We start from the raw sequence: 25,532 nt of genomic DNA, 5'->3' as shown, positions 1-25,532 counted from the left end.
CCGCCCCGGCCACCCGGCCGGGGCGGTTTCGCCGTTTCTAGAGGGCTTGGAGAGCGAACGCCGCCACTTGCTCGCGGGTCTCGGTGTCCACCGCCACCACGCGACTGTCCTGGTCGATCAGCGTGACCAGGCCAGCGTGCCAGCGGATCGCGTGCACGACCGCGGTCGTGCGTGCGACGAGACCGGCCTTCGTGCGGACCTCCCAGCAGTCCTCCGCCTCGATGTACCAGGCGTCGCCGTCCGTCACGCCGTCGCACGCGTCGCCGGAGGGCAGCAACCCGACCGGCCGGACCTCTGGGCCCGGCACGCGGGAGCGCTCGCGCAGCGTGAGGTCCGGCAGGTCCCACCGCCACCGCTCGGCCAGGTCGTCGCCCAGCTTCAAGAACACCATCGCGAGGCTGTGCGCGTTGCGCGCCTTGCCGAGGGGGATCGCGCCCCGCTCGAGTTCCCGCCACACGACCGTCGGCCGGCTTCTGCGCACGTCCAGGAACTCCAGACCGTCCGGTCCCAGCGCGACCGCGATGCCACCGTCGAACGAGCCGAACAACGTCCGGAGGAAGAGCGTGGTCCAGGGGCGGACCTTGCGGGAGGCGAGGTCGAGGTGGTGGACCTCGCTGAGAGAGCCGCGCTGGCCCACCAGCAGCGCGGACCCGCCGTGGTCGGCGATCACGATCTGGTGCGCGGGCACGTCCCAGCGCGCCCTGGTGCGGCCGTCCGCCGTGACCAGCCGCGTGCCCTCGTCGCCCAGGGCCACCAGGACCGCGCCACCGCGCAACGCCACCGCGTCGTGGACCACGAGCTGGGCCGGCAGCGCGGGGTGGACGAGGTCCGTCACGTCCCGGTGGTGTTTCGGGATCTTGGGCAGATCGGCGGCGAGCAACGGGTCGGCCGCCTTCTGCAACGCCGGTGGCACCGCGGTGCCGTCGCGCACGAACGCTCTCGTGGCGGCGCTGCCGAGCTCGGGGTCGCCACCGCCCAGCCCGAGCCAGGCGTCGACGAAGTGCCGGCGGGACGGGGCGAGCCGAGGATCGTCGTCGTCCAGCAGGGCGAGCGCAGCCGCGTGCGTGCGGGGAGACGGCCAGCCGACGACGAGGTGGGCGAACAGCGTGCTGCTGACCGGGCCGCCGAGTGCCATGCCGGCCTGGATACCGGGCACGGCAAGGGGACGGGTGGTGTCGTCGGGCCAGGCCGCGGCCACCGCGCCGAGGTGGTCGCCGGCCTCCTGCCGTTCGCGCACCCACTCCGCGCGCAGCTCGCGTCCGTCCTCAGTGGACAGTCGGGTGAGGGCGGCGGCGAACGCGCCGCGCGTCCGTGCCACGTCGATCGCGCGCGCCCTGTTCCCGGCGTGCCACCAGAGCCGCACCGCGAGGCCGGGGTCGAGACCGCGGCCCTCGGCGAGCTCGGCGGCGTCGGTGACCCTGCCGAGGCGTTCGTACATCGCCACGGCCGCGGTGGGGTCCCCGAGCAGGTCGGCGTGCACGAACGCGGCCTCGTCGTGGCGTCCGAGCCGTTCCAGCTCCTCGGCGGCGGTCCGGTACAGGTTCTGGAGATGCCGCTGGACGTCAGGCCCGTACAACGGCCCGGCACCCGGTCCGAGGGTGGTGCCCGGCCGCAGCTCTCCGGTGCGCCGTTGCGGCACGCGCAGGCTCAGCCGGCCCTCACCGTCCTGGCCGATGCCGACCGCGTCCCGCAGTGCGTTGTGCCAATCCTTGCGCTCGAACTGGTTCGTGAGCCGGCGCAGGTACCTGTCGTGCTTCGCCCGCACCACCCTGCGCAACGGCGTGCGCATCACCAGCAGCGCCCAGAAGTTCCCCCGTTCGGTGTGTGCGGCGGTGGGCGCCCGCTCGGCGCGTGCGAACACCCTCCCCAGAACGGCGAAACCGGCGATGAACGCGATCAACAGGATCAGCTTGACGCGGTCCGGGGCCAGTGTGTAGAGCACGAACGGCGTCACGGCCAAAAGACAGAGGGAGCCGATGACGACGGCGGGCGCACCGATGGCCTGCCAGGGGTCGCCGCCGGCGAGTCGCTCGACGTGCCTGGAGGGCGCGCCGATCCCGCCGCGCGACCTCAGCTCCGGCAGGTCGGGCACGGTCGACTCGACCGGTGCCGCCTCCGGTTCGCCGTCGGCCGGAGCGAGCTCGTACCAGGTGAGGCCGCTCGTGTCCGTCCACTGTGCACAGTCGAGCGGCTGGAGTCCGTCCGGCACTTCGGTCAGGGGCAGGCCGGGTGCTCGTTCGGCGCGGACCTCCACCGGCTCGGCGAGCGCGAGCAGCCACGAACCCGTTGGGGTCGCGTAGATGCGGGCGCCCGGCTGCCAGAGGTCCAGAACGCGGGTGCGGGCTTCCTGTTCGCCGATGACGTGGACGTCGATGACGAACGCCTTGGCGCTGACGGTGCCGCGGAACGTGGTCACGCGTCACCCCGCATGGTCGCGATCCGTTCGCCGGTGCCGAGGTGACCGACGTCGATGCGCCCGTCGTCGCGCTGGACCGCGATCCAGGGCTGCGTTGGGTGCACCACGGCCGGCCCACCGGACCACGCCGTGAGCGTGCGGGTGTGCACCGCGGTCCGCACCCGCACGATGAGGCCTTCCTGGAAGACGATCCCCGGTCTGTTGTCCTCGAACAGGTGCAGCCCGAGCGGCCGGGCTCCGTTCGGCAGCACGATGTCCGGGTGGCCGTCGAACCGCCACCTGTTGCCCTTCTCCGACCTGGCGAGCAGCGGCGGCGGCCCGAACAGCACAGGTGTCTCCGACGTGCGCGGCTCGTCTGCGGGGTGGTTGCCGGGTGCGACGACCGCGACCTCCGAGAGGTAGGGCCGTTCTCCGGCTTCGAGGACCCACCAGTTCCACTTCTCGTTCCAGCGGCAGACGACGGTGCCGTCGTGGAGGTGCAGCGGCGCGAGGCCGGTGGCGGCGACCTGCTCGGGGTCGATGCCGAGCAGGTCCGCGGGCACCCCCAGCCGCGACAGGCTTTTGAGCTGGTTACCGATGACGTGCGCGCGCACGACGCCGTCCTGCTCCACGAGCGTGACGATCCGCTTGTCCACCTGGGCGGCGGCGAGCAGTCGTCCCGGCACGCGGTGGACCTTCTGGACGCCGCTGTACACCCGCAGCACCACCAGTTCGCGATCGGTGCCGCCACGGGCCAGCAGCACCTTCTCGGCGCCGGGAAAGGACGGGAACCGCACTGCGCCGGTGCGCTTCTTCGGCGGCTTGCGCAGGTTGCCGCGCAGCAGCCGGATGCCGTGTCTCCTGGCGGGGAGCGTCAGTTCGGTGGTGAGCCCGTTCAGCTCGACGCGTACCGCGGTGGCGCCTTGGTCGTCCCACGCCGACTCGATGGTGGTGAGAGAGCGCGGCGAGGTCAGCCGGGGACCGCTCAGCAACCAGAGGTCGTCGACCGTGTCCGCCCACCGCTTTACGTCGTTCTGGTCCGGCCGGGTGGCGCGGCGGGCGTCGAGCAGCCTCTTGAGGTCGGCGGGATGCCACGTGCCGGGCTCGTCCCCGAGCACGCCGAGCAGCAGCTCCGGTTCCCTGCGCTGCAGCACGATGAGCGCGGCGAGCTGCACCAGCCGGGCCGCGCCGAGCTGGTCGGGACCGGCGTCGACGAGGACCGCTGCCTGTCCTTTCCGGTGTGGCTCGGTGAACTCCGGTGTGGTGTGGAGGAGTTCGCCGGTGGCGGCCCGGCGGAGGAACTCGTGCGGGAAGTGCTCGGCCAGCGCCCACTCGGACACCAGGATGCGCTCGGGCTCGCCTTTCAGTCCGATGCCGCCGAACCCGTCCGGCTCGCCCCGGTGCGGATGCGTCGTGGTGGCCGCGTTGATGAACTCGTCCAGGTCCTTGAGCAGCGGGCCCAGTGCGGTGGCGAGGTCGAGGTCCATTGTGGACAGAGTGGCTGCCCACGGGCGGAGGGCGTCGGGCAGCGTCACGGTCGCGCCTCGCTCAGGCCGGTCGCGCAGACTCGACGGCGTGGAACTGTCGGTGTCGTCTGGGAGAATGAAAGCAGGGGGACCCCCTGGAGGGGACCCTCGCTCCGCGCTGCGATCATGCCAGCAACTCCGGGTCTGCCGTCCGCACGGGCGCCGGCCCCGTCAGCAGCGCACCCGGCAACACGGCCAGAACGTCGCCCGGCAGCGCGTGCCGCAACAACCCCGCCGGTGTCGACGGCGCGAGCGTGGTCGGCACCAGCAGCCCGTCGTCCCACCCGAGATAGGTGGCGTCGTCCGCCCACGGCAGGTCGTCGCCGAGGACCAGTGTCCACTCCGGACCGAACGCCACCCGCAGCTCGGCACCCCCGCGCAGACGGCGGACGGTGGCGGCGCGCAGCCGGGGACCACCTGCCACGGCCGCGGGGTGCAGCGGTGGCTCGCGGCGCGTCCAGGTCAGGGGTCTCACGGCTGCAGCGTGGCGATGAGGCGGGCGCGGGTGTCGCGCAGCACGGCGGGCAGGTCGTCCGCGGCGAACCCCGCGTCGATCTCCCGCAGCGTCGCCTCGACGCGCAGCCGGTCCGGTGCGCCGTCGAGCACCTTCGCCGCGGTGAGCGCCAGCCGGTCCGCACGCGCCTGCGGTCCCCGGGAGAACTCCTCGGCCGCGTGCACGAGGCTCGCGTTGCGGGCCTGGTCGATCAGGTCGCCGAGCACGTCCCTGGCGAGCGCCTGGGTCTCCCGGCTGGGCGCGACCAGCGGCAGTACCCACAGGTCTTGAACCGCCGCCGCGGTCCGGCCGTCCAGCACGGCGGCCGCCGCCACCAGTCGCTGGGCCCGCACCACCCGCCGGTCGCTGAGCACGACCCCCGCGTGCCGCAGCCTGCGCACCGCCGTGGCCGCGGCGGGCACCACCGGCCGCAGATCGACCGCGCGTGCGTGCTCGGCCAGCCGATCCACCGCCGGCAACGCGGCGGTCACCGGGCTCTGCGCGGGCGACCACGCCGTCTCCAGCAGTTCCTCGAGCAAGGCATCCGCCACCGGGTCGACGAACACCCGCACCAGGAACCGGTCCGCGAACGCCGCCAGCACCGGGTCGTCCGGCAGCGTGTTGGTGGCGCCCACGCACACCCGCAGCGGGCTCGCCAGGCGCGTGGCGCCGCGCCGGAACACCCGTTCGTTCAGCAGTCCCAGCAAGGTGTTCAGGATCGCCGTCGACCCCAGGAACACCTCGTCCAGGAACGCGACCTCGGCCTCCGGCAGCATGCCCGCGGTCTCGATCTCGACCACGCCGTCCTTGAGCCGCCGCAGGTCCACCGGTCCGAAGAGCTCGTTGGGCTCGGTGAAGCGCCCCAGCACGTACTCGAAGTACGCGCCGCCCAACTGCCGTGCGACCGCCCGCACCGCCGCGGACTTGGCCGTGCCCGGCGCACCGACCACGAGCGCGTGCTCGCCAGCGACGGCGCACAGCACCACGACCTCGGCGATCAGCTCACGATCCACCAACCCCGTCTGCGCGGCGGCGACAGCCTCCCGGACAGCGGTGACATCCCCAGCGATCACCGGGTGAGGCTAACCGACGAGACCGGCCTCGTACGCCGCAATAACCAGCTGTGCTCGGTCGCGTGCGTGCAGTTTCGCCAGCAGGTTCCCGATGTGCGTCTTCACCGTGCCCGTGCTGACGTGCAGCGCCGCCATGATCTCCGCGTTGGACAGTCCGCGCGCGATCAGCAGCAGCACCTCCTTCTCCCGCTCGGTCAGCACTTCCAGCCCCTTGACCGCCGGAGCGGAGGGCTGCCGGACGAACTCGGAGATCAGCCGGCGCGTGACCGACGGCGACAGCAGCGACTCACCGGCGGCCACCACGCGGATCGCGCTCAGCAACTCGGCAGGGGGCGTGTCCTTCAGCAGGAAACCCGAGGCCCCGGCACGCAGTGCGCCGAACACGTACTCGTCCAGGTCGAACGTCGTCAGCACCAGCACTTTCGGCCCGTCCACCAGGCGAGTGGCCTCGATGCCGTCCATCTCCGGCATGCGGATGTCCATCAGCACAACGTCTGGTGCCAACGAAGAAGCAAGCGCCACGGCCTCGGCGCCGGTGCCCGCCTCGCCCACCACCGTCAGGTCCGGTTCGTTGTCGACCAGCAGCCGGAAGCTCGCGCGCAGCAGGGCCTGGTCGTCGACGATCAGCACGGTCGTCATCGGACCGGCAGCTCCGCCACGACCCGGAAACCGCCGTCCGGTGCCGGTCCTGCCGTGAACGTGCCGTCGTACACCGCGACACGCTCACGCATGCCGATCAGGCCGTGCCCCACACCCAGCTCCTTCACCCCAGGTCCGTCGTCGTCCACCTCGATGCGCACCAACGACGGCGTCACCTCTACGAGCACCGTGCACGAAGCGGGCGCCGCGTGCTTCACCACGTTCGTCAAAGCCTCCTGCACGATCCGGTACGCCGACAGCCCGACCCCTTCGGGGACCTCGGCGTCGCCCCGCACGTCCAACGACACGCGCACACCCGCCAGGGACGCCCGGTCGGCCAGCTCGGCCAGCCCGTCGAGGCCGGGGGAGGGCGCCAGGTCGGCGTCGGAGCGCAGCACACCGAGCAGGCTGCGCATCTCGGTCAGCGCAGCCCGGCTGGTCTCCGAGATGACCTGCAAGGCCTCATAGGCGTGTTCGGGTGAGCGCACATGTGCGGCGTTGGCGGCTTGTACGGCGATGAGAGAGAGGTTGTGCGCCACCACGTCGTGCAGTTCGCGGGCGATGCGCATGCGTTCGTCGGACAGTGCCTGCTCGGCTCGCTGCCGGCCCTCCCGCTCGAAGAACGACCGGCGCAGCCGGGTCGTGTAGCCCATCACCCACACCGCACCGAGCACCGCGACGCCGGCCAGGACGTTCTCCGGTTCTCCGCCGCCGACGCCGGCGACCGCGACGACGGAGACCACGAGACCGGTCAGCGACCACGTGAGGGTGCGTTCGACCGCCACGGTGTAGAGCGTGAAGCAGATCGCGCCGACGGGGGCACCGAGCGCCTGGACCGGCAGCACCTGGCCGATGATCACCGCTGCTGTCGCCGCGGTGGTGACCACCAGCGTGGTGACCGGCCACCACCGGCGCACCGCCACGGGCAGCGCGACCAGCGCGGCGCTCGGCACGACGAGCCACCACGGCTTGCCCTGGTGTTCCACCATGCCGTAGCCGACGAGCACGCCGATCACCACGGCGGCGGTCAGGTCGACCAGGTAGAGGTGCAGTTTCGCGATCACGGGACCGACGGTAACGAGCGGAGGTCCCGCACGCCTCGGACCACGGTCCGATTCCCGGGTTCGGCTCCAGGTCCGATCCGCTGACGGCCGCGGCAGCCGACTCTTCTCGGCATGATCGAGGTGCGGAACCTGACGAAGAGATACGGCGGCACGACGGCGGTCGACGCCCTGTCGTTCACCGTCCAACCTGGACTGGTCACGGGCTTCCTGGGGCCCAACGGCGCCGGCAAGTCCACGACGATGCGCATGATCGTGGGACTCGACCGGCCCAGCGAGGGGGAGGCGCTGGTCGGTGGCAAGCGGTACGCCGACCTCGACCAGCCCCTGCGGCACGTCGGCGTGCTGCTCGACCCGGCGGCGGTGCACCACGGCCGCAAGGCGCTGGACCACCTGCGCTGGCTCGCCGCGAGCAACGGGATCAGCCAGCGGCGCGCGGTCGAGCTGCTGGAGCAGGTCGGGCTGGGCGGCGTGCGGCACAAGCGGATCAGGACGTTGTCGCTCGGCATGAAGCAGCGGCTCGGCGTCGCGGCCGCGCTCCTGGGCGACCCGCAGGTGTTGATGTTCGACGAACCCGTCAACGGCCTGGACCCCGAAGGCGTGCGGTGGATCCGCGACCTGATGCGCGCGCTGGCTCACGAGGGCCGCACGGTCTTCGTCTCCAGCCACCTCATGAGCGAGATGGCGCTGACCGCCGACCACGTCGTGATCGTCGCAAGAGGACAGCTGGTCAAAGAAACGCCGATGGAAGCGTTGACGCAGAACGGTTCGCTCGAAGACGCCTACCTGGCGCTCACCTCCGGGAGGGGACTGTGAAGAACGCGCTCGCAGCGGAGTGGCTGAAGCTCTGGACGGTCCGCGCACCCTTCGGTCTCGTCGCCGCCGTCGGTCTGATGGTCGTCCTCGGTGCGCTGCTCTCGTGGTTGATGGTGCAGGACTACGACACGTCCCCGGCCGCCGAGCAGGCCCGGTTCGCCTCCGCCGACGCCAGCGTGGTGATCAACCCGGTCCTGCAGTTCTGCGTCGCCGCGCTGGGCGCTCTGGTGGCCACCTCGGACCCGCGACTGGCCGCGCTGACCGCCGTACCGAACCGGAAACGCTTGCTGGCGGCCAAAACCGCACTCGTCACCGGTGCGGCCGCGGTGGTCGGCGCTGTCGCGCTCGCGCTGAGCATCGGAGCCGGCTGGCTGATCATGGGCGATCGTCCGCCGCCGGTCGCGCCGTGGGACAGCCTCGGCGACGTGCTGCCGTGGGCCGGTGCGGCGGTGCTGTCGATCGTGGTGACGGGTCTGATCGGCCTCGGGCTGGGCCTGGCGCTGCGGTCGACGGCGGTCGCGATCGTGGTGGTGGGCGTGCTGCTGTGGGGGTTGCCCGCCATCACGCCGATGCTGCCGGAGCCCTGGAACATGGACGCTTCGGGGGTGATGGTCCCGTACCTGGTGTACGAGGTGGCGGGGGTCGTGGAGAACGCGCCGCTGAACCCGGTGGCCGCCGTCGCCTGTTTGCTCGTTTACGCAGCGGTGACTCTCGGTACCGGAACTGTGACTCTTCTGCGACGAGACGCTTGACGCACCCCAGGGGCCGCCCTAAGGTCATCTATACCTTTAATCGGTAAGGAAACTTACCTAACTAATCCGCCGCCGGCAGTCCGAGAGGAGACGCTGAATGGCTTGGCAGAAGTCTGTGGTGGCACTCGCCGCGGCAGTCGTGCTCCCGCTGACCGGTGTCATGGCGAGCAGTTCCGTCGCCGCACCGGAGGGTGACGTCTCCGCGGCCGCGCTGCCACCGGGTTCGAGCGCGGCGGTCAACGGCCAGTTGAAGGTCTGCGGTGTGAAGCTGTGCAACCAGGCGGGCCAGCAGGTCCAGCTGCGGGGCATGAGCACCCACGGCATCCAGTGGTTCTCGCAGTGCATCAAGACCGCGTCCCTGGACGCGCTCGCGAACGACTGGAAGGCCGACGTCCTGCGCATCTCGATGTACATCCAGGAGGGCGGTTACGAGACCAACCCCCGGAAGTTCACCGACATGGTGCACGGCTACATCGAGGAAGCCACCAAGCGCGGCATGTACGCGCTGGTCGACTGGCACCAGCTCTCGCCGGGCGACCCGAACCACAACACCGCCCGCGCCAAGACCTTCTTCAAGGAGATCGCCGCGCGGCACAAGAACAAGACGAACATCATCTACGACATCGCCAACGAGCCGAACGGCGTGTCGTGGGCGCGGGTCAAGTCCTACGCGGAGGCCGTCATCCCGACGATCCGCGCGGAGGACCCGGACAGCCTCGTGCTCGTGGGCACGCACGGCTGGTCGACCTTCGGCCTGTCCGACGGCAAGGACATCAACGAGGTGAGCCGGAACAAGGTCAACGCCTCGAACCTGATGTACACGTTCCACTTCTACGCGAAGTCGCACCGGGACAGCTACGTCAAGGCGCTGGACACGGTCTCGAACCAGGTGCCGGTGTTCGTCACCGAGTTCGGTTCGCAGGAAGCGTCCGGTGACGGTCCCAACGACTTCACGATGGCGAACAAGTTCATCAGCCTGATGAACTCGAAGAAGATCTCCTGGACCAACTGGAACTTCTCCGACGACAAGCGCTCGGGCGCGGTGTTCAAGGGCGGTACCTGTGCCGGCAACAGCTTCGCCGGTGAGGGTCCGCTGAAGGACGCCGGCAAGTGGGTGCGCAACCACATCAGGGCGAATCGCTAGAACCGACCCCGGCGGGTCACGTGAGCGGCGGTCCTCCGGGGCCGCCGTTCACCGTTGTCGCCGCCGTTTACGGTTGTCGGCATGGCTCAACTCGCGCTCGGTCTCGCGTCACTCGGTCGTCCCGCCTACATCAACCTCGGCCGCGAGGACGCGTTGCCTCGCGAGCGATCGGTCGACTCGATGCGCGCGCAGTGCCATCTGGTGCTCGACACCGCTTACGAGTTGGGCATCCGGTGGGTGGACGCGGCCCGTTCGTACGGGTTGTCGGAGGACTTCCTGTCGTCCTGGCTGCCCGGCCACGACGACGTGACGATCTCCAGCAAGTGGGGGTACGCCTACACCGCGGACTGGCGGCCCGACGCCGAGGTGCACGAGGTCAAGGAGCACTCGCTCGTCCGGTTCACCCAGCAGTGGCAGGAAACTCAGGCCCTGCTGCCGCGCGTCGACCTCTACCAGGTGCACTCGCTGACCGCCGACAGCCCGCTGTTCTCCGATCGCGCCCTGCAGGACGCGATGGTCGCGATCGGGGTGCCGCTGGGGTTCTCCACATCCGGCCCGCGGCAGGCCGACGCCATCCGCAAGGCGCTCGACCTCGGCATCTTCTCCTCCGTCCAGTCCACCTGGAACGTGCTGGAGACCTCGGCGGGTGACGCTCTCCGGGAAGCGCACGACGCCGGGTTGCGGGTGATCGTCAAGGAGGGCGTGGCCAACGGGCGGCTCGTCGTCGAACCACCGCAAGCGGTTGCGGCGCAGGCGAAAGCGCTGGGCGTCGGGCCGGACGCGGTCGCGCTGGCGGCGATCGCGCGGCAGCCGTGGGTGGACGTCGTGCTGTCCGGCGCGGCGAGCCCGCGGCAGCTTCTGTCCAATGTGGACGCGCTGCGGATCGAGGTGGACCTGCCGGAGCTGGCCGAGCCCGCCGAGCGGTACTGGAAGACGCGCGCCGGGCTCAGCTGGAACTGAGGTCCAGCCACTCCCGGCCGATCGCCCGGCCGTCCGGGACGAGCGGCCAGCCGGGATCGTCGATCTTGCCCCGCAGTTCGGCGAGGTCCATCCACCCGCCCCAGGCGACCTCCTCCGGCTGGTGGGTGAACGGGCCGTCGGAGTGCGTTTCGTAGACCCACGCGTGGTAGCGGGTCTGCTCGTCGACGTAGGTGGTCTGGAAGAGGAACGTCAGGGGAGTGTCGACCCCGAGTTCTTCTTCGAGCTCGCGCCGGGCAGCGGTGTCGGGGGTCTCGCCCGCGTCGATCACGCCGCCGGCGGTGTAGTCGTACAGGCCGGGGAAGATGTCCTTGGTGTCGGTGCGGCGGTGCACGTAGACGCGTTCGCCGTCGACCGAGAACACCAGGGTGAGGACGCATCCGTGCCAGAGGTTCTCCGCGCGCATGCGTTCGCGCGTGACCTCGCCGATCACGTTGGCGTCCTCGTCGTAGAGGTTGATCATGCTGCGGTGGATCATTCGGGGTCCTCCTGTGGTCGTACGCGAGCTTGCTACCCCAGTCCGACGCCCGCTGATCGGCTTCCTTCCTACCTTCGGGACCGTCAGACGTCACCGAGGAGGATTCGTGTCCACTTCCCTGCGGCTCGGCGTCGCCGAGTTCCGCGCCCGGCCGGGCCGCGCGCTGCTGCCCGGCGTCGCGCTCGTGGTCGGCGTGGCCTGCCTGCTGGCCGCACTGGTGCTGAGCGACGCCCTCAGCAGGTCGGTCGACGAGGGCGCGCCGGTCACCCCGTCCACGGTGGGCCACGTGGTGAACGTCAAACCCTCCGAGTACGGCGCGGACACCGTCGAGGCGAACCGTCCGAAGATCGACGACGGGGTGCTGGCCAGGCTCTCCGCGGTCGGCAGGGCGGTGCCGGTGCAGGAGGCGCGGGCGGACCTGCTGGACGGCAACGGCCGTGCCGGGGAGCACCGGGCAGAGGTGCACGTTCAGCAGCCCGACCTGGCGCGCTGGCCGCTGGCGGAGGGCAAGCCGCCCGCCGCCGACAACGAGGTCGCCGTCGACAAGATCACGGCGTACGAGCGCGGCCTCAAGCCCGGCGACAAGATCAAGCTCGCCTCGGCGGACGGCAAGCCGTTCGAGGCCGCGGTCAGCGGGGTCATGAAGAAGGGCGGGATCGACTCGCGGCCCATCCTGGTCGCCGGTCCCGATCTCGCCCGCAAGCTCGACCCCGCACCGGAGACCGTGGCGGCATGGGTGATCGGTGGCTCCCGCGAGGCCGTCGCGAGCGCGGCGGGCGCGTCGTACCTCGTGCGCGACCCGGCGCCGGACGCCGACAAGATCGGCAACGACCTGAAGTTCATCCTCCTGCCGTTCAGCGTGCTCGCGCTGGCCACGGCGGTGTTCGTCGCGGCGGCCACGTTCCGGGCCGTCTACGCGCAACGTCAGCGGCAGACGGCGTTGCTGAGGTGCATCGGGGCCCAGCGCGGGCCGTTGGTGCGCAGGAGCCTGTTCGAGGCGCTGCTGACGGGTGCGCTGGCCGGTGTCGGCGGCGCGTTGCTCGGCGGGCCGATGGCGTGGTTGCTGGCCAGGACGTTCGACGTCACCGGCATCTCGGCGTTGTTCGGTGCGGTGGAGCTGAGCCCCGACCTGCTGCCGTCGCTCGGGTACGTGATCCTCGGAGTTGTTGTTGCCGCGCTGTTGAGCGTGATGGCGGCTGTTCGTCCCGCGATCAACGCGGCGCGCGTCTCGCCGTTGGCTGCTCTTCGTGATGCCGAGAACGAGGTGCCGCCTCGCTCCGTGCGTCGGCTGCGGTTGGTGTTCGGCCTGCTCTTCACGGGTGGGGCGGCACTGCTCGCGCTGCTGGCCGTCGCGGCCAAGGGCACCGCTGCCGCGCCGCTCGCGGTCACGTTCTCCGCGATCGCCGCGGTGACCGGCCTGTTCTGGATCCTCGGCCCGGTCACGGTCCCGTTCATCGCGCGGCTGTTCGGCAAGATCGGTGGCACCCAGTGGAAGCTCGCCGGTGCCGAGGTGCGCAGGATGCCGCAGCGGTCGGCTTCGGTGGCGCTGCCGTTGCTGCTGGCCAGCTCGATGGTGACGTTCTTCCTGGTCGTGCTGGGTGGTGCGCAGGACATGGCGTCCGCGTTCGCCAACGAGGAACGGCCGGACGTGACCGTGGTCGACGCGGGGGAGCGGCCGCTGCCCGCGATCCCCGTGCAGGACGGGGCGGCCGCCAGCGTCGTGCTGCACCGGGCCGAGAACGGCGCGGGCGCCGACCCCGCCGAGTTCCAGGCGTGGCTGAAGGCGCAGAACGTGTCCGGTGCCGAGCAGTTCACGTCCGGGACCGCGATCGTGCCGCCGCACTGGGAGGACCGGCCGTTCGTCGAGAGCGACGGCAAGCAGTACAAGGTCGTCGGCACCGTGCCCGGCAGCCTCACCGGCTACACGCCGATCATCGGCGGTTCGACGTCAGGACCCTCCGAGAAGGTGCTGGTAGCGCTGAAACCGGGCGTGGACGCGGCTCAGTTCCGGGCGAAGCTGCAGGCCGCGTTGCCCAACAACCCGACGGTAATCGTGCAGACCGACGCCGACGAGCGTGCGGAGGTCGACCGACAGATGCACCTCGGCACCGTGCTGATGATGGTGCTGCTCGGCCTGTCCGTGGCGGTCGCAGTGACCGGTATCGGCACCGCGCTGACGATCTCGGTCCAGGAACGCCGCAAGGAGCTCGCACTCAGGCGCGCCTTGGGTGTCACTCAGGGCGGACTGCAGGGTGGAGTCATCGCTGAAGCGATCATGTTGGCGCTGGTCGGAGTGATCGGTGGTGGCGTGCTCGGGTTCGGTTACGCCGAAATCGCCATCCTGGCCACTGGGATCGACATGTCACTGCCGGGGATTCGGGTGGTGTTGCCGCTGGTCATCGGCGCGTTGGTGGTAGTCGTGCTCGCGGTGCTGGCTGCTTTCGGACCGTCTCGGGGCGCGTCGCGCATTCGCCCGGCGGCAGGACTGGCGTCCGGGTGAATAGGGTGAGGGGAGCTTCAACCCGGAAGCTCCCCTCACGCTGTTGTCAGGGGCAGGTCATAAGGTGTTGCGCATGCGGCGGATCATGGGAACCGAGGTCGAGTACGGCATCGCGGTGCCGGGCGACGCGACCGCGAACCCGGTGCTCACTTCGACACAGGTGGTGCTCGCGTACGCGGCGGCGGCGGACATACCGCGCGCCAGGCGGGCGCGCTGGGACTACGAGGTGGAGTCACCGCTGCGCGACGCGCGCGGGTTCGACCTGGGCAGCCCCGGCGGCCATCCCGCCGACTCCGACGTCGAGGACCTCGGCGCGGCCAACGTCATCCTCACCAACGGCGCGCGGCTCTACGTCGACCACGCGCACCCCGAGTACTCGGCACCCGAGGTCACCAACGCGCGCGACGCGGTGATCTGGGACAAGGCGGGGGAGCGGGTGATGGAGGAGGCCGCGATCAAGGCCGCCTCCGTGCCGGGCCAGCCCCGCCTGCAGCTGTACAAGAACAACGTCGACGGCAAGGGCGCGTCGTACGGCACGCACGAGAACTACCTGATGCAGCGGTCGACGCCGTTCACCGCCGTCATCGCCGGCCTCACGCCGTTCTTCGTGTCGCGCCAGGTCGTGACCGGGTCCGGCCGCGTGGGCATCGGCCCGTCCGGCGAGGAGGCGGGCTACCAGCTCTCGCAGCGCGCCGACTACATCGAGGTCGAGGTCGGCCTCGAGACGACGTTGAAGCGCGGCATCATCAACACCCGCGACGAACCGCACGCGGACGCGGACAAGTACCGCCGCCTGCACGTCATCATCGGTGACGCGAACCTGGCCGAGTACTCGACGTACCTCAAGGTCGGCACCACCTCGCTGGTGCTCGACATGATCGAGGCGGGCCAGCGGTTCGACGACCTGCGCATGGTCGACCCGGTGCGCGCGGTGCACCAGATCAGCCACGACCCGACGCTGAAGACGAAGGTCGAGCTGACCGGCGGCCGCAAGTTCACCGGCCTGGACGTGCAGTTCGCCTACCACGAGCGGGCCGCCGCCTTCATCGAGAAGGAGGGCATCGGCGACCGCGACGTGCTGCGCGTGTGGGGCGAGGTGCTCGACGCGCTGGCCCGCGACCCCGCGGAGTGCGCCGACCGGCTCGACTGGGTCGCCAAGCTGCGGCTGCTCGAGGGCTACCGGCAGCGCGACGGCCTCGCGTGGGGCTCCGCGCGGCTGAACCTGGTCGACCTGCAGTACTCCGACGTCCGCCTGGACAAGGGCCTCTACAACCGCCTGGTCGCGCGCGGCTCGATGAAGCGCCTGGTCAGCGAGGAGGAGGTGCGCGCGGCCATCACCACGCCGCCGGAGGACACGCGTGCGTACTTCCGCGGCCGGTGCCTGGAGCGCTACCCGACCTCGGTCGCGGCCGCATCCTGGGACTCGGTGATCTTCGACCTCGGTCGAGAATCCCTCGTGCGGATTCCCACGCTGGAACCGCTTCGAGGCACAAAAGCGCACGTCGGGGCGTTGCTGGAGGCCTCGGACACCGCGGAGCAGCTGGTGGATGCACTGACTCGCGGGTGATCGTCTACCCGAGTGGCTCAGGATTTTTGTCGGTGCCGCTGGGTAGTGTTCTTGTCAGGCGAGTCAGCAGGAGGCCGAGATGTCCCAGGAACAGAAGCAGCGCCAGGGTGGTGGCGACGGCGACGACGGTGCCGAGGACGCCGCCGGAGCCGGTCAGGAACGCCGCGAGAAGCTCGGCGAGGACGTGGACGCGATCCTCGACGAGATCGACGACGTGCTCGAGGAGAACGCGGAGGACTTCGTCCGCGCATACGTGCAGAAGGGTGGTCAGTAGGCCTTCGGGGGCCTGTTGACCACCTCGGGGACGGGAGAACAACCAACACATGGACCACAGCTCGACCGGGCGTTACCCGGCCGCGGCGTTGCCTTCGGCGTACCTGACGCCGGGCTCGTCGTCGTTCACGGACTTCCTGCGGGCACAGGCACCCGACATGCTGCCTAGCGCCCGGAAGCTCCCGGAGGGGACCGTCCAGGCCCCGCACGGGACGACGATCGTCGCGGCCACCTACAAAGGTGGGGTCGTGATCGCCGGCGACCGGCGCGCGACGATGGGCAACGTCATCGCCCAGCGCGACATGAAGAAGGTCTTCGTGACCGACGACCACTCGGCCGTCGGCATCGCGGGCACGGCGGGCATCGCGATCGAGATCGTGCGGTTGTACACGGTCGAACTGCGGCACTACGAGAAGATCGAGGGCGTCTCGCTGTCGCTCGACGGCAAGGCGAACCGCCTCTCGGCGATGATCAGGGGCAACCTCGACGCGGCCATGGCCGGCCTCGCCGTGGTGCCCCTGTTCGCCGGGTACGACACCTCGGCCACCGACTCGGACCGCGCGGGCCGCATCGTGTCCTACGACGTCACCGGCGGCCGCTACGAGGAGTCGCAGGGCTACCAGGCCGTCGGCTCCGGCTCGCTGTTCGCGAAGTCGGCGCTCAAGAAGCTCTACGACCCGGACGCGGACGTCGACGCCGCGATCCGCTCGGTCATCGAGGCGCTGTACGACGCGGCGGACGACGACTCGGCGACGGGCGGGCCCGACCCGGTCCGCAAGCTCTACCCGGTCGTGGTCACGATCAACGGCCCCGACGGCGCCGTCGAGATCCCGGAGCCCCAGGTGGCCACGGTCGCCAACGCGGTCGTCGAAGGCCGCCGGTCCCGCCCCTCAGGCTGAGTCCCGATCCTCTTCTGACGTCAGGAGCACCACCCATGACGATGCCGCTGTACGCATCGGCAGAGCAGGTGATGCGCGACCGCTCGGAGTACGCCCGCAAGGGCATCGCCAGGGGTCGCAGCGTCATCGTGCTGAAGTACGCGGACGGCATTCTGTTCGTCGCGGAGAACCCGTCCAGCACCCTGCACAAGGTCTCGGAGATCTACGACCGCATCGGCTTCGCCGCCGTCGGCCGCTACAGCGAGTTCGAGAACCTGCGGCAGGCGGGCATCCGGTTCGCTGATGTCCGCGGCTACCAGAACGACCCGCGTGACGTGACTTCCCGGTCTCTCGCGAACGTTTACGCCACGACTCTCGGTACGTACTTCACCGAGCAGATCAAGCCGTTCGAGGTGGAGATCTGCGTGGCCGAGGTCGGCGACTCGTCCGAGTCGGACACGTTGTACCGGTTGACGTACGACGGGTCCATCGTGGACGAGCCGCAGTACATCGTGATGGGCGGCACCGTGGATGCTGCCAACTCGGCTCTGAAGGAGGCCTTCGCTGACGGGCTTTCGTTGGCTGAGGCTGTTCCGATTGCGGTCAAGGCGTTGTCCGCTGGGTCGTCGTCCACTGGGAACGGGTCGGCTGAGATTCTGCCGGCCAGCAAGTTGGAGATCGCGGTTTTGGAGAGGGCTCGGCCTCGGCGGGCGTTCCGGCGGATCGCTGGGGCGGCTTTGGATTCTTTGATGCCTTCGCCTACCAAGGGTGGGAAGGCTGTTGAGGATGTTGAGCTGCCTTCGGATGATGCCTGAGTAGTGGTTTGGTTGAAGGCCCCTCGGCTTCGCCGCCGGGGGCCTTTTCCGTAGCGTTCCCCAGTTGGGTTGGCGGGTTGCTGTTGCGTGCTTCCCCTGAGGGCTGCGTCAGTTTGCGAAGCCTGCCAGCAGGTTTGCCAGTTCTTGTGGCTTGCTCAGTTGGGCGCAGTGGCCTGCGGCCAGCTCTACCGGTGCAACGCCGCTCAGGCGGTCTGCGACCACCCGTCGCATGAACTCCGGTGTGAAGAAGCGGTCCTCTGTGCACAGGATGAAGTGCGTTGGCACGTCGGGCAGTGCGTCGAGTGGCCACGGCTTCACCATGGCGTTCTCGGACATGCCCCGTTCGCGCTTCCGCGACTCTGCGGCCAGGTCTGGTGGAACGTCGTGCCAGAACTGGTCTTCCAAGCCGCTGTCCGCGTAGCCCGCTTGGGCCCACCAGTCGCCCGGTGCCTCGCCTGGTTTGGGCAGCATCGCCGTCACGAACACCAGAGCGGAAGCGTTCACCTGTGCTGCCACCAGGGGTGCTACCAGGCCGCCGAACGAGTGGCCCACGACCACCACGTCCGAAGTGGACGGGAGGGCGGCCACCACCGTGGACGCCCAGTCCGTCAGGTCCTTCGACTCGTCCTCCGTCGGGAGGTCGGGGGCGATGACGGTGTGGCCCTTGGCTTCGAGCAAAGCGGACACCAGGTGCCACGACCAGCCTACGTCGCCTGCCCCGTGCACGATCGCGAAGGTTGTCATGCGGGCCACACTATTCGCGGCGTTCGATCGGTAGGCGGGAACGGGTGAAGAGGGCTGCGCCCAGCATGGCTGTGGCGGGGACGACCAGTAGTGAGATGGCGATGTTGGGCCACGGGATGGTCAGCGGGTTCAGTTCTGGGCGGGGCCAGATGTTCGCGTAGCCCACGTTCAGCGCGGCCAGAAGAGCCAGGGCTGAGCCGACGCCTGCTGCTGTGCCGAGGAAGCCGCCTATGCCTGCGATCACGCCTGCTTGGCTCAGCGAGAGGAGTTTGCGCAAGGAAGGGGTGGCGCCCACTGCGGCCAGGGTGGTCAGGTCGCGGCGGCCGTCGGCTGCGGCCAGGCCTGTCGCCAGGGCGGCGGCTGCGAGGGTGATGATGCCCGCTACCAGGCCCAGGAGGCTTAGGGCTTGTTGGACGTCGGATTCTGTTGGGCGGTCTACGTGCACTTCGTACTCGCCGCCCAGGGCTGCTGTCAGAGCGTCTTGTTCGGCTTCGGTGGGCATTCGGGTTGTGGTGGCGTACATGGTGAACGTCGAGACGGCGAAGCCCAGGGCGCGGGCGGTTTCCTCGGTCATCATCGCCATCGGGGCTGAGCGTTTCGGGATCGCGTGGCCTGGGGCCGGGGTTGTGGTGGCTTGGGTGCCGGTGGCGAGCAGGACGGTGTTGTCGGCGACCAGGTCGGGGTCGTTGACGACGATTTTGCCTGCGCGCAGGGCGGTTTCCACTGCGGCTACCTCGTCTGGTCGCAGGTGCAGGACGGACTTGGCGGCGCCTGGGGTGGCCACGGTCAGGAAGCCGTTCGGGGTGGTGAAGGTGCCGAAGTAGCGGTGGGATCGGCCCACGTCGGTGCAGCGGTGGTCGGCCAGGGCGCGCTGTTGTTCGGCTTCGGTGGGCTCGCGGCGGAGTACGACCCTGAGGTACGGGCATTCGCGGTCTGCCGGTGGGCGGATGTGGGCGAAGCACGGGCCACCGTTGCAGGAGAGGAGTTTGATCTCGTGGGTTTCGGCCACCGGGAGGGTGGTGCGCATGGCGGTGGCGACTGAGGAGGGGATGGTGGTGGTGCTGGCCTTGGAGAGGTCGTCGAGGCGGTAGACGGTTACGTCGCCCATGTTGCCCGCCAGTTGGCCTGCTTCCTGCTGGGACTGGGAGGTGAGGATGACGCTGATGGCCACCGCGCCGATCACGGCGGCCATCACCGCGGAGATCGCCGGGGCGGCGGCTGTGCGGTTGCGGGAGGCGTCGCGCAGAGCGATGCGGAGGGCTACCGGTAGCCAACGGCCGGCGCGTGCCAGCAGGCCCAGCAGGGCTGGGGTGCAGAGGACCAGGCCCACCTCGGTGAGGATGAGGGCGACCAGGATGCCGACGACCTCCATGTTGATCGCGCTGAGGACGCCGGCGGTCACGCCTGCCGCGATCAGGAGCAGGCCCAGCACCAGCCAGCGGCGGCGGGAGCGGGTGATGCCCCTGCGGCCGGCCAGGGCCGTCACGACGTCCTGGCGGGAGGAGATCCAGGCCGGGACCAGCGCGGCCAGCACGCCGGTGACCATGGCCAGCAGGGCCAGGGCGGCTAGAGCGGAGGGGTAGAGGCGTTGGGCGCCGAAGCGTTCTGCGATCAGCCATTCGACGAACGGGCGGCACACCACGGCTGCCAGGGCGCCGAGCAGCACGCCGCCGAGAGCAGCGAGCAAGCCCACGACCACGCCGTCGGCCAGGACGATGCGGCGGATGTGGCTGGGGGAGCCGCCGACTGCGGAGATCAGGGCCAGGTCGCGTTTGCGGCGGCGGGCGCCCACGGCCAGGGCCGAGCCGGCCAGCAGCGACATTTCCAGGACGGCCAGGCCCGCGATCAGGACGAGGACGTCGGCGCTCAGTTCGTTGGAGTCGGTGAACTGCGGGTAGCGGTCGGCGGCCGCAGGCGGGTTGTGCAGGACGGTGCGGGACAGCACGGCGATGCCGAGTTTGTTGAGCTCCTTGACCTTCGCCCAGTCGATCGGGGTGGTGACGAGCCAGGAGCGGTCGGCGTCGGGAAACGTGCCGGGCAGGGCGACGATCGTGGTGTTGTCCAGGCGGTCCGGTTCCTCGACGACGCCGACGACGGTGAACGTGCGGCCGTTCTCGGTGGTGACGGTGCCGCCCAGCTTCGCGCCGGTGCGGGCGATGGCCTTGCGGGACAACGTGACTTCCGCGCCGGTGAGGGAGGGGCGGCCTTCCAGGACGGTGATCAGGCCCTTGGTGAGCGGGTTGTTCAGATCGAGCATCCGGAGGGCCGCGCGGCCGACGCCCGCGGTGGTGCGGAGGTTGGCGCCGGTGCGGTCGACCGGGACGAGGTCGGTGCCGGGGAGCAGGGCGCGCAGGCGGTCCTCGGACGGTTTTTCGCCTTGCGCGTTGCTGATCGGGATGGCGAAGTCCCTGGTCGGCTGCTGGATCACCGGGCTGCTGTAGGGCCAGCTGACCAGCGCTTCCGCGGCGCCCATGCGGCGGGACGACTCCTCGGCCGGGGTCAGCGTGGTCGAGTCGTGGACGACGGCCGCGAACGAGAGTGCGGCCACGGGAACGAGGATCAGGGCGAGGACGAGGGCCGAGCGGCCGCGGGACCTGCTGGCCTCGCGCCAGGCGATGCGCAGTGCTGCGCGCCATCCGGTCACGGCGTGCTCAGCAGTTCTTCTGGCTGGTCGCGCTGGGAGACGTCGACGACTACGCCGTCGCGCAAGAAGATCACGCGGTCGGCCCACGCGGCGTGGCGGGCGTCGTGCGTGACGAGGACGGCGGCGGCTCCGGCGTCCACTTTGGACCTGAGCAGGCGCAGCACGGTCTCGCCGGTGCGGGAGTCGAGCGCGCCGGTGGGTTCGTCGGCGAGGACCAGGCGGCGTTCGCCGATCAACGCGCGGGCGATGGCGACGCGTTGCTGCTGGCCGCCGGACATCTCGTCGGGGAAGCGGTCCGCGTAGCCGTCGAGGTCCACTTCGGACAGTGCCTCTTCGGCCTGCCGGCGGGACTTGCGGACGCCGTCGAGGTCGAGGGGCAGTGCCACGTTCTCGGCGGCGGTGAGGCTCGCGATGAGGTTCAGGTCCTGGAAGACGTACCCGATCCGCTTGCGGCGCCACGCGGCGAGCTGCCTGCGGGACAACGACTGCAGGCTGGTGCCGTCGACCAGCACCTGGCCGCTGGTCGGGCTGTCGAGGCCGCCCGCGAGGTTGAGCAGCGTCGACTTGCCGGAGCCGGACGGGCCCATGACGGCGACGAGCTCGCCCGGCTCGACGGTGAGCGAGACGCCGTCGAGGGCGTTGACCGCGGTCTCGCCGGTGCCGTGCACGCGGTGGACGCCGCGCAGTTCGAGGACGGTCATCTCGGCACCTCGACGTCCGTGGTTTCGGCGACGGGGCGCGGTTCGTAGCGCACCAGGCTCGCCTCGCAGTGGTCCAGCCAGCGCAGTTCGGCCTCCGCCTGGAAGATCATCGCGTCGAGCACCAGCAGCCACGGCAGGTCGCCCGGCTGGGTCTTCAGCCGCGTGTACTCCTGCAGCGTGCGCATCGTGGCCGTGCGCTGGGTCATCACGACCTTGGCCACGTCGACGCCGGGGGTGGTGATGGCGAGGGCGAGCTTGATCGCCACCTCGTCGCGCGGCCGGTCGCCGCGCCGCACCGGCGAAGCGAACCACTTCGTCAGCTCGGTGCGTCCCTGGGCGGTGATCTCGTAGGGGCGCTGGCCCTCGTTCTCGGGCAGCGCGGCGACCAGATCGTCACGCTCCAGGCGCGCCAACGTCGTGTAGACCTGCCCGATGTTCAACGGCCACGTGCCGCCGGTGGCCGAGTCGAACGCCGCCCGCAACTGGTAGCCGTACATGGGCCCGCGCTCCAGCAGCGCGAGCAGACCGTGTTTGACCGACATGCGTACTGAGTATGCATACCGAGTATGTTCCTGGCAAACGGTGACGCCGAAACGCAGGTGCGAGCACGCGTGAGTTCAGGAACCCTGGACGGTGCCGGAGACGTCCGGCAGCCGAAGTCGGTTTGGGGGACGACGTGGTCGACGCCGCACGGGGTCGAACAAGGGGAGTGAACCTGCTGGGGGCCAGGCCGAGAGCCGGGCTGCCCGCACTGATCAGGGACTACGAGCCGACGGACGAGCCGTCGTGGCTGCGCTGCCGGGTGCTGGGGTTCCTCGCGACGAACTACTACGACGACGTCTGGCAGGAGAAGCGCCGCACCGATCTGGAGCTCGTCGCGCTCGACGGCGGAGAAGTGGTCGGACTGCTGGACGTGTCGGTGCCCGGCCCGGATGCGACCGTTGACAACGTCGTCGTGCATCCCGACCACCGCGGACGGGGAATCGCGACGGCCCTGCTGGAGGAGGCGTTGCGGCGGCTGGAACGGGCCCGGGTGCAGACCCTCGACGCCTGGACTCGCGAGGACCGGCCGGCGCTGGCCTGGTACGCGCGCCACGGTTTCGCGGAGGCGGAACGGTATCTGCACGTGTACGCGTCCGCCGACGAGGTCGGCACGGTGGTCACCGCGAGGCACGGGCTGAGGCCGGCCAGAGCGTTCCTGCACGCGCGGATCGAGCGGGAAGCCGAGATGCGCCAACGGTTCGAGCGCGTCCACGTGTGCCGGAGACTGGTCCGTCCGGTCACGCGCTGATGCCGGTGAGCCTCGGGATCGTGGCGCTGCGTCCGGCGAGCAGCATGAGCAGCGCCTCGATCGGACCGCTGACCTCGCTGCCAACGCCCGCGCTCCAGTCGGCGTCGGTGGCGACCAGCCGGTAGCCGGCCAGCCGTTTGCGCGCGTGGAACGGAAAGCCGATCCGCCACAGGTCGTCCGCGGACACCACAGCGGCCTCGATCGGCATGTGTCGTTCGATGCCGAGCGGCAGGGCCATGTCCTGCGTGTGCACCATGACGTCCATCATCGCGTTCTTGAGGCTCTGACCGGGTGCGAGCCGGTGCACGCCGACGGCGCCGCGCAGTTCGGCGACGAGTTCCTCGGTCGGTCTGCGCGCCTCGGCGCGGGCGGTCTGGTCGATCATGCGGTTGAAGCTGCCGCGGGCCTTCACGATCTCCCGCAGCACGACGCCGACACCGGTCCGGTGGGCGAGCGACAGGTGGGCGGCGACCTCGCGCACCGTCCAGCCCGTGCACAGCGACGGGTAGGTCCACTCCACGTCCGTGAGCCCGGCGAGCAGGTCCGCCGTCGCCGCCCGCTCGGAGTCGATCGTCTGCCACATCTGGGTCTCGTCCATGACGAACCTCCTCTTGATTTAGTTCGATGGACTGACTACTTTAATCAGAGTATCTGACTAAACACAAGGGGTCTGCGTGAACATCGGTCTGCTGCTCTTCATTCCAAGCCGCAACGTGGAGAACCGCATCCTGGCGGCGGTGAACGCGGCGGGCTTCGACGTCTCGCAGGCGCAGGCGCGGGTGTTGATGCGCGTCGACCCGGAAGGCACGCGGCTGACCGTGCTCGCGGAGTCGGCCCAGGTCACCAAGCAGACCGCGGGGTTCCTGGTCGACCAACTGGAGAAGGCCGGGTACCTCGAACGCGTGCCCGACCCGACGGACGGCCGCGCGCGGCTGGTGCGGGTCACCGAGAAGGCGAAGGGCGCCGTGCCCGTCGCGAACGCGGAGATGGCGAGGATCGAGGCGGAATGGGAACAGCACATCGGCAAGCGCCGCATGGCACAGCTGCGCGAGGCGCTGGACATGCTCTGCGAGATCACCGACCCGTACCGCTGACGGTCCTGCCGGTGGCGTTCCGGCCGGTCGCGCTGACCACCGCGGCGGTCTACCGGGTGGTCGGCGGCAGCGCGCCGGCGTTCGTGAAAGTGCTGCGGCGGCCCGAGTTCCCCGGTGAGCTGGCCGAGCTGGTGGGTGAGTTCCCGTGGCGCGACGAGGCGGAATTCCTGCTGTCGGACTTCCCGTTGCCGCCGGGGTTCAGACGGCCGCGCGTGCTGCGCGTGGACGACCTGGGCGACCGGATCGGGTTGTGGCTGGAGGACGTGCGGTGCGCCGACGTGCCGTGGGACCTCGCGAGGTTCCGGCGGGCGGCGCTCGGGCTCGGCCGGTGGGCGGGGCGGCGGTTCGGTGGCGCGCCGGCGCGGGCGATCCGGTTGCTGCACGAGGGAAGGCTGGTCCGAGACGCGTTTCTGCGACCGGACTGCCCGCGGCGGCTCGCCGAGCGCATGCCGGAGTTGTTGACACTGCTGGAGGCACTGCCACAGGCGACCGGCCACAGCGACGCGTGTCCGCAGAACCTGTTGGTGCCGGCCGACGATCCCGAGTCGTTCGTGGTGATCGACGTCGGCTGGCAGGCCCCGTTCCCGGTGGGCGCGGACCTCGGCCAATTGCTCGTGGGGCTCGCACAGGCAGGGCGGATGGCGGTCGCTGAGCTGCCGCCGATCCGGGAGGAGATCATCGACGCCTACCTGGACGGGCTGCGGCTCGAACACCGCGCGGTGTCACGCGAGGAGGTCGTGCTCGGCTGTGACGGGATGCTGGCGTTGCGCAGCGCGTTCCACTCGGAGCCCGAACTGGCCGCGTACCTGGTCGAGCTCGGACTGGCGTGCTAGTCCCAGCCGAGCACCCCGAACGGCTGGCGGGCGGTGAGACCCGTGGCCGAGTACTCGATCAGGTCGGTGGGCAGCCCGTCGAGCGGGAACCACCGCACAGCCGAGCACTTCTCGGGCTCGCGGTTGACGGGCTCGCCGCTCCACCGGCGGGTCTCGAAGAACAGGCCGAGCCGGGGTTCGACCCCAGAACCGTTGACGTGCAACGTGTGCACGTGCCGCAGATCCTCCGGCGCGACGACCACGCCGACCTCCTCGTCGACCTCCCGCACCGCCGCCGCGAGCACCGACTCGCCCGCGTCGAGCTTGCCTGACGGCAGGTGCCAGCGGCCGTCGAACAACGGGTTCCGGTCGCGCCGCCGGGTGAGCAGCACCTGGTCGTCGCGCAGGAGCAGCACGTGGACGTCGACGAGGTGACGGTCGGCCATCAGCCCCGCTCGGACTTGCTGCGCAGCACGCAGAACTCGTTGCCCTCGGGGTCGGCCAAGATCGCCCAACCGGTGCCGTCCGGCTCGCGGTGGTCGGCGACGAACGTGGCACCGAGGCCCAGCAGCCGTTCCACCTCCTCGTCCCGGCTGGTGTCCGGGCGCAGGCACACGTGGATCCGGTTCTTGGTCGTCTTGGGCTCCGACACCTGGTTGAAGTACAGCACCGGACCGTCCGCCAGGAGCACCTCGCACTCCGGGTCACCCGGTTTGTCGTCCGGGTGCAGCGGACGGCCCGTCACCTCGCTCCAGAACCGGGCCAGCTCATAGGCGTTCGCACAGTCGATCGCGACGTTCTGCAGCACCGAAACCATGTGTGCAGACTTCCCGACTCCCGCCACGGACGCCACCGACT

Annotated in this window: 25 protein-coding genes and 1 pseudogene; 12 read left to right on the top strand and 14 right to left on the bottom strand. The window is 70.2% G+C overall.

Annotated elements, in window-relative coordinates; translation table 11 throughout:
- Positions 1–37: 37 nt before the first annotated feature.
- From DI276_RS02405 to DI276_RS02380, 6 genes are all read right to left on the bottom strand, one after another.
- On the bottom strand, positions 38–2,416 hold the full coding sequence (locus DI276_RS02405; protein WP_112261564.1) for a bpX6 domain-containing protein: 2,379 nt from the start codon (positions 2,414–2,416) through the stop codon (positions 38–40).
- Positions 2,413–3,930: a hypothetical protein gene (locus DI276_RS02400; protein WP_157984471.1), complete on the bottom strand. Its 1,518-nt coding sequence runs from the start codon at positions 3,928–3,930 to the stop codon at positions 2,413–2,415. Before DI276_RS02400 ends, DI276_RS02405 begins: the two co-directional genes overlap by 4 nt.
- Before the next feature lie 115 nt (positions 3,931–4,045).
- Complete coding sequence (locus DI276_RS02395) at positions 4,046–4,396, bottom strand: bpX5 domain-containing protein (RefSeq protein WP_157984470.1); 351 nt, start codon at positions 4,394–4,396, stop codon at positions 4,046–4,048.
- A complete protein-coding gene (locus DI276_RS02390) occupies positions 4,393–5,487 on the bottom strand; it encodes an AAA family ATPase (protein ID WP_198680411.1) in 1,095 nt (364 codons plus the stop codon). Before DI276_RS02390 ends, DI276_RS02395 begins: the two co-directional genes overlap by 4 nt.
- 9 nt (positions 5,488–5,496) lie before the next feature.
- On the bottom strand, positions 5,497–6,126 hold the full coding sequence (locus tag DI276_RS02385) for a response regulator (RefSeq protein WP_112261561.1): 630 nt from the start codon (positions 6,124–6,126) through the stop codon (positions 5,497–5,499).
- Complete coding sequence (locus DI276_RS02380; RefSeq protein WP_232836393.1) at positions 6,123–7,190, bottom strand: sensor histidine kinase; 1,068 nt, start codon at positions 7,188–7,190, stop codon at positions 6,123–6,125. The genes DI276_RS02385 and DI276_RS02380 overlap by 4 nt, the downstream gene beginning before the upstream one ends.
- Positions 7,191–7,301: 111 nt before the next feature.
- Between DI276_RS02380 and DI276_RS02375 the strand changes: the two are divergent.
- The 4 genes and pseudogenes from DI276_RS02375 to DI276_RS02360 form a co-directional block, all read left to right on the top strand.
- Positions 7,302–7,949, top strand: a pseudogene (locus tag DI276_RS02375) (ABC transporter ATP-binding protein); the annotation flags it as partial.
- A 50-nt stretch (positions 7,950–7,999) separates the two neighbouring features.
- Positions 8,000–8,755 (top strand): ABC transporter permease, encoded by a 756-nt coding sequence (locus DI276_RS02370; RefSeq protein ID WP_112261559.1) that lies wholly within the window; start codon positions 8,000–8,002, stop codon positions 8,753–8,755.
- Between the two features lie 97 nt (positions 8,756–8,852).
- On the top strand, positions 8,853–9,899 hold the full coding sequence (locus DI276_RS02365) for a glycoside hydrolase family 5 protein (protein ID WP_112261558.1): 1,047 nt from the start codon (positions 8,853–8,855) through the stop codon (positions 9,897–9,899).
- Between the two features lie 81 nt (positions 9,900–9,980).
- Complete coding sequence (locus DI276_RS02360; protein ID WP_112261557.1) at positions 9,981–10,859, top strand: aldo/keto reductase; 879 nt, start codon at positions 9,981–9,983, stop codon at positions 10,857–10,859.
- Here the strand turns inward: DI276_RS02360 and DI276_RS02355 are convergent.
- Positions 10,846–11,355 carry an NUDIX hydrolase gene (locus DI276_RS02355; RefSeq protein ID WP_232836392.1) on the bottom strand — a complete coding sequence of 170 codons (510 nt, stop codon included), beginning with the start codon at positions 11,353–11,355 and terminating at the stop codon, positions 10,846–10,848. The two genes, DI276_RS02360 and DI276_RS02355, sit on opposite strands and share 14 nt — an antisense overlap.
- Positions 11,356–11,461: 106 nt before the next feature.
- Here DI276_RS02355 and DI276_RS02350 point away from each other — a divergent pair, with 106 nt between their 5' ends.
- From DI276_RS02350 to prcA, 5 genes are all read left to right on the top strand, one after another.
- On the top strand, positions 11,462–13,855 hold the full coding sequence (locus tag DI276_RS02350) for an FtsX-like permease family protein (protein ID WP_112261556.1): 2,394 nt from the start codon (positions 11,462–11,464) through the stop codon (positions 13,853–13,855).
- A gap of 73 nt (positions 13,856–13,928) precedes the next feature.
- On the top strand, positions 13,929–15,422 hold the full coding sequence (dop, locus tag DI276_RS02345) for a depupylase/deamidase Dop (RefSeq protein WP_112261555.1): 1,494 nt from the start codon (positions 13,929–13,931) through the stop codon (positions 15,420–15,422).
- 79 nt (positions 15,423–15,501) lie between these two features.
- The gene (locus DI276_RS02340; RefSeq protein WP_065920406.1) at positions 15,502–15,696 is read left to right on the top strand and encodes a ubiquitin-like protein Pup; all 195 of its coding nucleotides are present in this window, start codon (positions 15,502–15,504) and stop codon (positions 15,694–15,696) included.
- Positions 15,697–15,745: 49 nt separating this feature from the next.
- A complete protein-coding gene (gene prcB, locus DI276_RS02335) occupies positions 15,746–16,594 on the top strand; it encodes a proteasome subunit beta (protein ID WP_112261554.1) in 849 nt (282 codons plus the stop codon).
- 35 nt (positions 16,595–16,629) lie between these two features.
- Complete coding sequence (prcA, locus tag DI276_RS02330) at positions 16,630–17,388, top strand: proteasome subunit alpha (RefSeq protein WP_112261553.1); 759 nt, start codon at positions 16,630–16,632, stop codon at positions 17,386–17,388.
- A gap of 108 nt (positions 17,389–17,496) precedes the next feature.
- On the opposite strand, the gene DI276_RS02325 is transcribed toward prcA, so the two are convergent.
- Genes DI276_RS02325 through DI276_RS02310 form a run of 4 tightly spaced genes read right to left on the bottom strand, consistent with a single transcriptional unit; the run spans position 17,497 to position 22,019 of the window.
- Complete coding sequence (locus DI276_RS02325; RefSeq protein ID WP_112261748.1) at positions 17,497–18,132, bottom strand: alpha/beta fold hydrolase; 636 nt, start codon at positions 18,130–18,132, stop codon at positions 17,497–17,499.
- A 10-nt stretch (positions 18,133–18,142) separates the two neighbouring features.
- Complete coding sequence (locus DI276_RS02320; RefSeq protein ID WP_112261552.1) at positions 18,143–20,776, bottom strand: FtsX-like permease family protein; 2,634 nt, start codon at positions 20,774–20,776, stop codon at positions 18,143–18,145.
- The gene (locus DI276_RS02315) at positions 20,773–21,477 is read right to left on the bottom strand and encodes an ABC transporter ATP-binding protein (RefSeq protein ID WP_112261551.1); all 705 of its coding nucleotides are present in this window, start codon (positions 21,475–21,477) and stop codon (positions 20,773–20,775) included. Before DI276_RS02315 ends, DI276_RS02320 begins: the two co-directional genes overlap by 4 nt.
- Positions 21,474–22,019, bottom strand: coding sequence for a PadR family transcriptional regulator (locus DI276_RS02310; RefSeq protein ID WP_112261550.1), 546 nt, complete (start codon positions 22,017–22,019; stop codon positions 21,474–21,476). The genes DI276_RS02315 and DI276_RS02310 overlap by 4 nt, the downstream gene beginning before the upstream one ends.
- A gap of 167 nt (positions 22,020–22,186) precedes the next feature.
- Between DI276_RS02310 and DI276_RS02305 the strand changes: the two genes are divergently transcribed.
- Positions 22,187–22,768 (top strand): GNAT family N-acetyltransferase, encoded by a 582-nt coding sequence (locus tag DI276_RS02305; protein ID WP_198680410.1) that lies wholly within the window; start codon positions 22,187–22,189, stop codon positions 22,766–22,768.
- On the opposite strand, the gene DI276_RS02300 is transcribed toward DI276_RS02305, so the two are convergent.
- Positions 22,758–23,366, bottom strand: coding sequence for a maleylpyruvate isomerase family mycothiol-dependent enzyme (locus tag DI276_RS02300; RefSeq protein WP_112261549.1), 609 nt, complete (start codon positions 23,364–23,366; stop codon positions 22,758–22,760). The two genes, DI276_RS02305 and DI276_RS02300, sit on opposite strands and share 11 nt — an antisense overlap.
- 76 nt (positions 23,367–23,442) lie before the next feature.
- Here DI276_RS02300 and DI276_RS02295 point away from each other — a divergent pair, with 76 nt between their 5' ends.
- Both DI276_RS02295 and DI276_RS02290 read left to right on the top strand, forming a co-directional pair.
- Complete coding sequence (locus DI276_RS02295) at positions 23,443–23,862, top strand: MarR family winged helix-turn-helix transcriptional regulator (RefSeq protein ID WP_112261548.1); 420 nt, start codon at positions 23,443–23,445, stop codon at positions 23,860–23,862.
- 11 nt (positions 23,863–23,873) lie between these two features.
- On the top strand, positions 23,874–24,695 hold the full coding sequence (locus DI276_RS02290; RefSeq protein WP_232836391.1) for a hypothetical protein: 822 nt from the start codon (positions 23,874–23,876) through the stop codon (positions 24,693–24,695).
- Here the strand turns inward: DI276_RS02290 and DI276_RS02285 are convergent.
- Positions 24,692–25,120, bottom strand: coding sequence for an NUDIX domain-containing protein (locus DI276_RS02285; protein ID WP_112261547.1), 429 nt, complete (start codon positions 25,118–25,120; stop codon positions 24,692–24,694). The two genes, DI276_RS02290 and DI276_RS02285, sit on opposite strands and share 4 nt — an antisense overlap.
- Positions 25,120–25,491, bottom strand: a complete 372-nt coding sequence (locus tag DI276_RS02280) for a VOC family protein (protein WP_112261546.1) — start codon at positions 25,489–25,491, stop codon at positions 25,120–25,122. Before DI276_RS02280 ends, DI276_RS02285 begins: the two co-directional genes overlap by 1 nt.
- Between the last annotated feature and the right edge of the window lie 41 nt (positions 25,492–25,532).

This window comes from Lentzea terrae, from assembly GCF_003265345.1.
Classification (GTDB): Bacteria; Actinomycetota; Actinomycetes; order Mycobacteriales; family Pseudonocardiaceae; genus Lentzea; species Lentzea terrae.
This window is presented reverse-complemented; position numbering and strand designations above follow the sequence as displayed.

Bases quoted from the DNA above. Each gene is read 5' to 3' on its own strand.
- DI276_RS02325 (WP_112261748.1), bottom strand. From the start codon at position 18,132: ATGACAACCTTCGCGATCGTGCACGGGGCAGGCGACGTAGGCTGGTCG.
- prcA (WP_112261553.1), top strand. From the start codon at position 16,630: ATGACGATGCCGCTGTACGCATCGGCAGAGCAGGTGATGCGCGACCGC.
- DI276_RS02280 (WP_112261546.1), bottom strand. From the start codon at position 25,491: ATGGTTTCGGTGCTGCAGAACGTCGCGATCGACTGTGCGAACGCCTAT.
- DI276_RS02310 (WP_112261550.1), bottom strand. From the start codon at position 22,019: ATGTCGGTCAAACACGGTCTGCTCGCGCTGCTGGAGCGCGGGCCCATG.
- DI276_RS02360 (WP_112261557.1), top strand. From the start codon at position 9,981: ATGGCTCAACTCGCGCTCGGTCTCGCGTCACTCGGTCGTCCCGCCTAC.
- DI276_RS02365 (WP_112261558.1), top strand. From the start codon at position 8,853: ATGGCTTGGCAGAAGTCTGTGGTGGCACTCGCCGCGGCAGTCGTGCTC.
- prcB (WP_112261554.1), top strand. From the start codon at position 15,746: ATGGACCACAGCTCGACCGGGCGTTACCCGGCCGCGGCGTTGCCTTCG.
- dop (WP_112261555.1), top strand. From the start codon at position 13,929: ATGCGGCGGATCATGGGAACCGAGGTCGAGTACGGCATCGCGGTGCCG.
- DI276_RS02285 (WP_112261547.1), bottom strand. From the start codon at position 25,120: ATGGCCGACCGTCACCTCGTCGACGTCCACGTGCTGCTCCTGCGCGAC.
- DI276_RS02340 (WP_065920406.1), top strand. From the start codon at position 15,502: ATGTCCCAGGAACAGAAGCAGCGCCAGGGTGGTGGCGACGGCGACGAC.
- DI276_RS02385 (WP_112261561.1), bottom strand. From the start codon at position 6,126: ATGACGACCGTGCTGATCGTCGACGACCAGGCCCTGCTGCGCGCGAGC.
- DI276_RS02300 (WP_112261549.1), bottom strand. From the start codon at position 23,366: ATGGACGAGACCCAGATGTGGCAGACGATCGACTCCGAGCGGGCGGCG.
- DI276_RS02355 (WP_232836392.1), bottom strand. From the start codon at position 11,355: ATGATCCACCGCAGCATGATCAACCTCTACGACGAGGACGCCAACGTG.
- DI276_RS02315 (WP_112261551.1), bottom strand. From the start codon at position 21,477: ATGACCGTCCTCGAACTGCGCGGCGTCCACCGCGTGCACGGCACCGGC.